The 10,742-nt window shown below is 60.1% G+C and carries 2 protein-coding genes; both read left to right on the forward strand.

The genetic code is table 11. The features are described from left to right. Window positions 1–5,386, forward strand: a 5,386-nt coding sequence (locus VGC62_RS20790; RefSeq protein ID WP_331188961.1) for an amino acid adenylation domain-containing protein, incomplete at its 5' end; no start/stop codon positions are given. Window positions 5,387–5,393: 7 nt separating this feature from the next. Then, a partial coding sequence (locus tag VGC62_RS20795; RefSeq protein WP_331188962.1) for an amino acid adenylation domain-containing protein occupies window positions 5,394–10,742 on the forward strand: 5,349 nt, incomplete at its 3' end.

Raw genomic sequence — 10,742 nt, forward strand, 5'->3', positions numbered from 1 at the left:
GGATGCCGAACTGGAGCCGGTAGCGCGTGGTTGCAGCGGGCAACTGTATATCGGTCAGGCAGGGCTGGCGCGGGGCTATTTGAACCGAGCCGGACTGACCGCCGAGCGCTTCGTGCCGGACCCGTTCGGTGCGCCGGGTGGCCGGTTGTATCGCAGTGGCGACCTTGCGCGTTATGGCGCCGATGGCAGCCTGGATTACCTGGGCCGTGCGGATCAACAAGTGAAGATCCGTGGCTTTCGTATCGAGTTGGGGGAAATCGAAACCAGCCTGTTGCAGGACCGTGACGTGCGCCAGGTGGCGGTGCTGGCGGTGGAGGGCCCGGCCGGCGCGCAACTGGTGGGTTATCTGGTGGCCGAAGTGGGTGCGCAGCAGCGTGTCGAGTGGCTGGCAGCGCTGAAGCAGCGGCTCAAGGCCGAGTTGCCCGAACACATGGTGCCGGCACACCTAATGGTGCTGGACGCACTGCCCCTGACGGCCCACGGCAAGCTTGATCGACAGGCGTTGCCGTCGGTGGACGTGCGCCAGACAAGCCACGCCTACGCAGCTCCCGAAGGTGAACGCGAGCAAGCGCTGGCTGCGATCTGGGCGAGCGTACTGGGCGTGGATCAGGTAGGGCGCAACGATAATTTCTTTGATATGGGCGGTGATTCGATTGTCTCCATTCAACTGGTCAGTCGTGCCCGCCAGGCAGGGCTGCAGTTTACGCCGCGGGACCTTTTCGAGCATCAGACCATCGCTCAACTGGCTCGATGTGTGAACGAGCAGCCTACCCGCCATCTCGATCAGTCCAGGCTCTCTGGCAACCTTGCACTGCTACCGATCCATCGGTGGTTCTTCGAGCTGGCGCTCAAGCACCGACACCACTGGAATCAGTCGGTGCTGTTGCGTCCGTCGAGTGCTCTTGAACCTCAGCGATTGCGCCAGGCCATCGAGGCACTGGTGGAGCACCACGACGCGTTGCGTCTGACATTCAAGCGCCAGGATTCTCGATGGTGTGCGAGTTACGCGGCTGAGCAGTCCCATGAGTGGCTTTGGGTTGCCCAACTGGAAAACACAGAGGCCATCGGCCCGCTGGCCGACGAGGCTCAAGCCAGCCTGGATCTAAACGATGGGCCGCTGCTCAGGGCCGTGTTGATGACATTGCCGGCGGGCGAGCAGCGCCTGTTGCTGGTTTTCCACCACCTGCTGGTGGATGGCGTGTCATGGCGGATCTTGCTGGAGGATCTGCAACAGGCCTACCAAACCCTCGCGCATGAAAAGCCCGTGTGCTTGCCGCAAAAGACCAGCTCTGTGCGAGCGTGGGCCGAACAGCTTCAAGGCCGCGCGCTCAACGTGGCCCGGGATGAGCTGGGCTATTGGGAAGCCGGGCTTGGGGGCGCCAGTACGGGGCTGGCGGCCGATCATGCCGAGGGCCGGAACCGTTTCGCCGATGCTGAAGTGGTCAAGTACAGCCTCAGCCGCGAACAGACCCAACGTCTGTTGCAGCGAGTTGCCCCTGCCTGTCGGGCCGGCGTCGACGAAGTCTTGATTGCCGTGCTGGCAAAAGTGATCTGCGACGTGGGTGGACAGCCTTCGACGGTTTTGCGCCTGGAAGGCCACGGGAGACAGGATGATTCAGGCGCGATTGATCTTTCGCGTACGGTCGGTTGGTTCACCAGTATGTACCCGGTAAAACTGACCCCCGCCAACGATCTGATCGAATCGGTGCGCCAGGTCAAGACGCAATTGCGGCAGGTGCCGGAGAAGGGCATCGGCTACGCCATTCTGCGTTACCTGAGTGAGCCTGCAGTGCAGGCGCGCATGGACGTGTTGCCCAAGGGCGACATCCTGTTCAACTATCTGGGGCAGTTCGACCAAAGTTTCGACCGGGAACAAGGCCTGTTCGCTCCGGCCAAGGAGGGCCACGGCGCGGCTCAGCACCCAGATGCACCGCTTGATGTGTTGTTAAGCATCAATGGGCAGGTTTACGGCGGTGAGCTGAGCCTTGACTGGGTATACAGCCGGGAGTGCTTCACGCACGACACCATTTCAGGTCTGGTGGACCGTTTCACCCGATTGGTGAATGAGCTCATTGAGCGCAGTCATACCGAGGACTTTGCACGCACGGCTATCACCGGCGACTTCCCGCTGGTGGACATTACCCAGAAGCACGTCGATACGCTGCTGCTCGCAAACGTAGACCTGACTGATATCTACCCGCTGACGCCCATGCAGCAAGGCATGTTCTTCCATGCGCAACTGGAACGCCACGGCGGTGCGTATGTGAACCAGATGCAAGTGGAGGTGAGCGGGCTTGATCTGCCGCGATTCCGTCGTGCCTGGCAGGCCAGTTTCGACGCTCATGAAACACTTCGCGCCCAGTTCGTGACCGTCGACGGGACCACGGTTCAGGTGATTCGGGGCCCCCATCCTTTGCCATTTGTCGAGTTGGACTGGCAAGGCCAGGGTGAGTGCGCGACAGCGTTGGCAGCGTGGGCGCAGGCCGATTTGGCGGCGGGTTTTGATTTGGCCAGCGAGCCATTACTGCGGGTTGCTGTTATCCGTTTGGATGACCAGCGTTACCACCTGGTTTATACGAGCCACCATATCGTGCTCGACGGTTGGAGTAATGCGCGTCTGCTCGGTGAAGTGCTTCAGCGTTATGGTCAGCAGCCAGTGCCTGCGTCGGCAGGGGCCTATCGGGCCTATTTGAAGTGGTTGCACAGACAGGATGCCAAGGCCACCGAGGTTTTCTGGCAAGCACAACTGCAGGCTGTGCAAGCGCCTACACGCTTGGCTCGACCGCTTCCAGCCAACGTCGACCAGCAGGCTCGCCATATGGACCACTATCGAACGCTGGATTCGATCGCCACTGCGCGACTTGGCGCATTCGCCCGTGAGCACCGAGTCACCTTCAATACCTTGGTGCAGCTCGCCTGGGCCCTCGTACTTCAACGCCATACCGGCCAAACCTGTGTGACCTACGGGGCGACGGTCTCGGGGCGGCCCGCACACCTGGCGGGTGTCGAAGAGCAACTGGGGCTTTTCATCAACACCTTGCCAGTGATCCTGGCCCCTGACCCGCAGAGCCTCGTGGTGGATGCGCTGTTGATGGTCCAGGAGCACGCGGCTGCTCTGCGTGAGTACGAACATACGCCGTTGTATGAGGTTCAGCGTTGGGCAGGGTATCCCGGCGAATCATTGTTCGACACGTTGCTGGTATTCGAAAATTACCCGGTTTCCCAAGCGTTACAGGATGGAGGGGGCCCGGTCGGGCTGAGTTTTGGTCCCGTCAGCCATCAGGAACAAACCCACTTTCCATTGACCATTGGCGTTGGGGTGGATGAGCAATGTGTGCTGCATTTCAACTACCAAGTGCGCCATTTCACTGCGGCTCGTGTTGAGCAGTTGTCAGGTCAATTGGCCCAGACCTTGATTGCATTGGCCCACGATTGGCAGACGTGTCTGGGGGCGTTAAGTGGGGCGGGTGCGCAGGCCCAATCGCACGTGATCGAACAGTGGTCCAGGGGGCCTGCTCCAGGCGCCGTCGCGCCTTTTGTTCATGAGGCGTTTCAGGCCCAGGCTGCCCTGACTCCCCAAGCACCTGCCTTGGTTTTCGAAGACCTCACACTTAGCTACGACAGGCTGGACCGCCGTTCCAATGCGCTGGCCCGCTGGCTATCGAATAATGGCGTGGGGGCTGAAGTGTTGGTGGGTATCGCTTGCGAGCGCAGTCCCGACATGGCGATTGCGTTGCTGGCCGTTCTCAAGGTGGGAGCCGCGTATGTGCCGATTGATCCTCAGTATCCCGCAGAGCGCCTGAGCTACATGATCGCCGACAGCCAGTTGGGCTTGCTGCTGACGCAGAGCCATCTGCTGGAGCGTTGGTCTGTCGATGAAGGTCTGCCGGTCTTGTGTATCGACCAGATGCCCCTGATGAGCGAAGCCGACCAGCGACAGGTGCCTCATGTCAGGTTGCACCCTGCGCAGCTGGCGTACGTTATCTACACCTCGGGCTCCACTGGCAAGCCCAAGGGGGTGGGCATCTCCCATGGGGTGCTGAGTCGATTCAGTGAAGTGGCTCGCGACTATTCGAAACTGAGCGAGCGTGATCGTGTCCTGCAGTTCTCCACGTTCAGCTTCGATGGTTTCGTCGAGCAGTTCTTCCCGGCTTTGACTGCCGGGGCTGCAATCGTCATGCGTGGCCCGGATATGTGGACCCCACAAACACTGTGCCAGCAGATGCGACGCCATCAGGTCACCGTTGCGGATCTTCCCGCAACCTATTGGCGGGCGCTCGCGGAGCAGTTTGCGAAGGACGGGGCATCTGTCCCGCAAAGCCTGCGTCAAGTCCATGTGGGGGGCGAGGCGATGCCTCTGGAGGGGCTGTCCAGTTGGCATGAGGCAGGGCTGGACGCCGTCTGCCTGTTGAATACTTATGGGCCAACGGAAGCCACCGTCGTGACGACGGTACACGACTGTACTGCCTTGCGGCCTGCCGATGTGTCAGTGAGCGGGGTTCCAATCGGTCGGCCGCTGCAAGCACGTTCGACCTATGTCGTCGATGCCGATTTAAGGTTGCAGGATGTCGACATGATGGGCGACTTGCTCATAGGCGGCAGTGAGTGCCTGGCGCGTGGTTATCACCTTCGTCCAGGGCTGACTGCAGAGCGTTTTATCCCTGATCCATTCGGCCCTTCAGGCGAGCGCTTGTACCGGACCGGTGATCTTGCACGCTTCAACTCGACAGGGGCGCTGGAGTACGGCGGCCGGGCAGATCACCAGATCAAGTTGCGTGGTTATCGTGTTGAGCCGGGTGAAATAGAGGCTCGGCTCATGGAACACCCCACCGTGGATTCGGCGCTGGTGGTGGTAAATCAGGGGCCCATGGGCCCGCAACTGGTCGGCTATGTCGCGGGGGCCGAATGGGCGCTTGCACAGGGCGACACGGCGCAACGGGTCATGAGTCTCAAGGCATGGCTGAAAGAGGCACTGCCCGACTTCATGGTGCCGACTCACCTCATTGGTCTGGCAGCCTTTCCCCTGACGCTTAACGGCAAGGTCGATCGCAACGCGCTGCCATCACTGAGCTCGATTGCACGTGAGCATTTACCGCTGGCCACCGATACCGAACGTGCCTTGGGCAAGATTTGGAGCGATTTGCTCAAGGTCGACCAAGTGGGTGGCGGCGACAACTTTTTCGAACTGGGCGGGCACTCGTTACTGGCGGCTCAGGCTATTTCAAGAATTAACACGGAACTGGGTGTGGATATGCCGCTGCGGCTGCTCTTTGAGTTGCCCATTCTGAGCGATTTCGCGTGCGCGATTGCCGAGCATGGGATGGCCAACGATGAGCCAGGTTTGGCGGATATCGAACACTTGATGAACGAATTGACGGGGGCTTGAGCTACACATGGATAACACGACCGCACAAAGAATCGCCAAGCGTTTCGTAGGTTTGCCTGAAGAGCAACGTCGGCAAATTTTGCAGAAGATGGCCGAAACCGGACAGAGCTTCAGGCTCCTGCCCATCGTACCGACGCGCCACGATGTGGAGCAGATTCCGCTTTCTTACGCGCAGCAGCGTTTGATGTTCCTTTGGCAGCTTGAGCCGACCAGTAGTTTTTACAATGTTCCGATGGCCGTTCGCTTGACTGGTGTGCTCGACGAAGCCGCAATGGGGCGCGCATTCGGTCAGTTGTTCGACCGTCACGAAAGCCTGCGCACTCGGTTTGTGTCGTTGGAAGGCGTGTTTTACCAGCAGATCGAGGCGTCCGGGAATTTTGAGTTCCCCATTCATCCCGTGCAAACCGAGGCACAGCTTGAGATAGAGGTGGGGCGGGTGTTGTCCGAGCCGTTCGACTTGCTTGACGGCCCGCTCTTCCGGGCCCGGCTGTTAAGCGTATCGCCCACCGAACATGTCTTGGCCGTATGCATGCACCATATCGTGTCGGATGGCTGGTCGATGGAGCTAATGGTCGGCGAATTCGTCCGCCTTTACGAGGCTCAGTGTCAGGGTGTCGACGCTCAATTGCCCGAGCTGACCGTTCAATATGCCGACTACGCGATCTGGCAGCGCGCCTGGCTCGAAGCCGGAGAGGGGCAGCGGCAGTTGGCGTATTGGCAGGCTCAACTCGGCGATGAGCACCCGCTCCTCGCGTTGCCGCTGGATCGACCACGCCCTGCGGTTGCGACGTTCAAAGGTGCCCTGGTACCGGTAAAACTGGATGCCCAGAACACTGCGGCGCTCAGGGCGCACGGGCGTAAGCACGGGCATACGATGTTCATGACCGTCCTCGCAGCGATGGCGGTGGTGTTGTCCAGGTTCAGCGGCCAACGGGACATTCGCATCGGCGCGCCGAATGCAGGGCGTAACCGCCAGGAGTTGGAGGGGCTGATTGGATTTTTTATCAACACTCAAGTGCTCAGGGTTGATGTCGATGAGTTGGCAACGCCTGCGCAATTGCTTGAGCAGGTCAAGGACGTGGTCGCTCAGGCTCAATCTCATCAGGACATTCCGTTCGAGCAGTTGGTCGATGCTCTGGTTCCCGAGCGCAGCCTCGGCCATAACCCCTTGTTCCAGTTCAAACTCAATCAGAACCTGTCTATCGAACGGGCAGAGCGTGGCGTTCGACAGAATATGGGTGGGCTGAGTATCGAGGAGTATGGGCTTGCCCGTGCCGATGCACGCTTCGACCTGGCGTTCGACTTTGCCGATGACGAGCGCGGCCTGGAAGGCTTTTTCACCTATGCGACCGATTTATTCGACGCTGCGCTGATTGAACGAATGGCCCAGGCGTTCACTCAGCTTCTGGGCTCGATGGCGAACTATCCGCACGTCCCGCTGATTGAGCAGAGGGTAGACAGTTCAGCGTGTCTGGTGGGCCCGCCGCTGTCTGCTCCTGTGCAAGATGTGCTGGGTCTTTGGCGTGCTCAGGTGCTGGCGCAACCCGGACGAATTGCCGTGCGCGATGCCCAGGGCGAACTTGGCGCGCTCACCCTTGAGCGTGAAAGTAATCGTCTTGCTCGGTATCTGCGAGCACAAGGGGTGGGGGCTGGCGACAGAGTCGCGTTGTGCCAAAACCGTTCCGGCGAGTGGGTTTGCAGCCTGCTCGCGGTGCTCAAGTCCGGGGCTGCATTCTTGCCGTTGGATCCTGAACAACCCCGCGAGCGGCTGCAGCAGTTGTTAGATGACAGTGCTGCCGTCGCCTGTATTTATTCCTCGAACGATCCATTGAGCACATTGCTCAACACCCGCGTTCCGGTGCTGTACGAGCCCGCTCGATGGGCTGCATTCGAGGATACGCCTCTGGACCTGAGGATTGTCCCTCAGTCTGCGGCTTACGTGATCTACACCTCCGGGTCTACCGGAACACCCAAGGGCGTGGTCGTGAGTCATGGGGCATTGGCCCATTACACGCAAACCGCACTCGAGCGCCTGGCGCTGGCGCCGGACGCGAGCCTGGCGATGGTCTCCAGTGTCGCCGCCGACCTGGGCCATACGGTACTGTTCGGCGCGCTCGCCGGCGGCAAGACGCTGCACCTGTTGTCCAGGGAAGCGGTGTTCGATCCCGACGGTTTTGCCGCCTATATGCACGAGCAGCGCATTTCAGTGCTGAAGATCGTTCCGAGCCATTTGCAGGGCCTTCTGCAGGCCACCCAGCCGGCTCGGGTGCTGCCCGCCCACCTTTTGATTCTCGGCGGTGAGCCTTGCCCAGCCGTGCTGGTCGAGCAGGTCCGCAGCCTGAAGCCAGATTGCCGGGTTGTTAACCACTACGGTCCTACCGAAACGACGGTAGGTGTTCTGACCCATGAGTTGTCAGACGAGGACCTGGCACACAACATCATTGCGGTTGGCTGGCCTCTGGGCGGCACCTGTGTGGAGGTCCTCGATGAGTACCTCTGCAACGTTGCTTCAGGCGTGTGGGGCGAGCTGTACATTGCTGGCCCGAGCCTGGCGGACGGTTATCTGGGACGGCCAGGGCTGACGGCCGAACGCTTCGTTCCGGATGCGCGAGGAGACGGCCTGCGCAGTTACCGAAGTGGCGACCGCGCACGCGTGACCTCGCAGGGCATCGCGGTGGCAGGACGCCTCGACGATCAGGTGAAAATCCGTGGTTATCGTGTCGAGCCGGGTGAGGTCGGGCGCTGTATTCAGCGGTTTAGCGGAGTCACGCAGGCTGCAGTTCTGGCGCTTCCAGTGCCAGGTGATGCCCAGCGTTTACAACTGGTCGCCTATTACGTCGGTGGGTCGCACGTCAGCGCAGAAGCGCTTCGCCACTATTTGAGCGAGACGCTCCCGGACGCCCTGATACCTGCGCATTTCGTGGCGCTCGACCGGTTGCCGTTGACCAGCAACGGCAAGCTCGACCGCCGCTCACTGCCTAAACCTCAACCCCAAGTGCGCCAACAGGTCGCGCCAACCGATGAAGTGCAGAGCATTTTGGCCGAGATCTGGGCGCAGGTACTCAAACTTGATTCGGTAGGGATTGCGGACAATTTCTTTGAGTTGGGTGGTGACTCGATCCTCAGTTTGCAGATCATTGCCAAATCCAAGCGCCAAGGGATCAAAATTACGCCCAAGCAGTTGTTTGAGCACCAGACCATCGAGGCGTTGGCGCACGTTGCCAAACGTATTGAAGCCAAGCCGGCTGCTGCGGTCAGGCACTCAGGGCAGGACGAAGGGACAACCTTGCTGTTGCCTGCGCAGCGGCGATTCTTCGAGCAGGAAATTGCAGATCGTCATCACTGGAACCAGAGCATTCTGCTCGTTCCCGGCCAGCCGTTGGAGCAGGCGTCGCTGGCTGTAGCGTTGGAGCGTCTGGCGCAGCAGCATGCAGCGTTGCGTCTGAGTTTCCCGCAGGAGGCAGTGGAGCAGGGCCAGGCTCAGTTTGAACGCAAGGTGCCGGCTGATGTGCTCTGGTGTTGCGCGGTAGAGAGTGCTCACGAGATAAGTGCTCTGGCCGATGAAGCGCAGCGCAGTCTGAACCCTGCCAGGGGGCATGTATTCAGGGCGGTTCTGATCAACCTGCCGGATAACACCCAGCGTCTTTTGCTGGTTGCGCATCACTTGGTTGTAGACGGTGTTTCCTGGCGTATTTTGCTGGAAGACTTGCAGGCGCTATTGGCGTCAGGAGGTGCCTGGGAAGCCGGGCCTGCAGCGCACTCGCTCAAGGCCTGGGCCCAGGCGTTGCAACAGCATGCCATGCAAAGTGCGATGCAGCAGGAGTTAGCCTATTGGCTAGAGCAAGGCAGCGTCCACACGGGCGCTTTGCCGATGGATAACCCTGATGGAGCGGCTACTTATCGGCAGGTCAGCACCGCCACCAGTCGTCTGGACGCGCACCTTACACAGGCCCTGTTAAAAGTAGCCCCCGCGGCTTACCGCACCCAGATCAACGATCTGCTGCTGTGTGCATTGGCGCGGGTACTTGTTCAGTGGAGCGAGCAGGACTGTGTGCTGATCGAGCTGGAAGGCCACGGGCGCGAGGACTGGTTCGAGGACGTGGACATCACCCGAACCGTCGGATGGTTCACCAGCGTTTACCCGGTCCGCTTGACGCCTGAGCCCCTGATGGGGGAGTCGATCAAGGCTATCAAGGAGCAGCTGCGTTCAGTGCCTAATAAAGGGCTGGGGTATGGTGTATTGCGTTACCTCGGGGAGCCGGCTCAGCGAGAGCAACTCAAAGGCTTGCCAGCGGCGGGTATCACCTTCAATTACCTTGGGCAATTCGACGGCAGTTTCGATCACGCCGACACAGCTTTTGTGCCCGCCAGGGAGAGCTTCGGGCGCACTCAGAGCGATGATGCGCCATTGAGCAATGGACTGGCGATCAACGGCCAGATTTATGCCGGTCAATTGAGCCTGGAGTGGACCTTCAGTCATGATCAATATCGGCCCGAGACCATCGATGCCCTGGCCAAGGCTTACGAGCAGGCCTTGACCGAACTGATCGAGCATTGTTGCGCATCCGGGAATCTGGGCGTGACACCCTCTGATTTTCCGTTGGCAGGCCTGAACCAGGCTCAACTGGACCAGTTGCCCGTGGCCTGTGACCAGATCGAGGATATCTACCCACTGTCACCGATGCAGGAAGGGTTGTTGGTGCATACCTTGCTGGAGCCGGGATCAGGCATCTACTTGATGCAGTACTGCTACGTCATCGAACATGAAATCAACATTGCGTTATTTAGCCAGGCCTGGGGAACAGTCGTGCGTCGCCATCCTGTACTGCGCACCTCTTTCTGTTGGGAGGCGGGTGAGCGCATGGTGCAGATCGTTCATCGCGATGCTCGGCCCGATCTGCGTGTGCTGGATTGGACCGGCATCGACCCTGACGGCTATGAGTGCCGGCTGGCGTTGGAGTTGGAAGAAGAGCTAACCATCGGTTTCGATCTGGCACACGAGGTACCGTTTCGCTTGCGTCTGGTTAAGTTGGGCGCTGAGCACTTCGGTTTTGTGTTCAGTAACCACCACATTCTATTGGACGCCTGGTGCCGCATGGGCATCGTGGCGGAGTTCTTCACCCTGTATAACGATCTGCTCGCGGGGCGTGCGAGCACCTTGCCGACGCCAAGCCGCTACCGTGACTTTATCGCTTGGCTGGAGGGGCAGGACCGTAGCCAGTGGGAGACGTTCTGGCGCAACGAGCTGTCGGGCTTCGAGCAGCCGACGAGGTTGCCATTTGACCGGACTCCGTCCCGGGAAGGGCAGGACTCCGTGATTGGCGACCGCATGCTATGCCTGGATGAGGCTCAGACT

Source organism: Pseudomonas sp. (assembly GCF_036404235.1).
Classification (GTDB): Bacteria; Pseudomonadota; Gammaproteobacteria; order Pseudomonadales; family Pseudomonadaceae; genus Aquipseudomonas.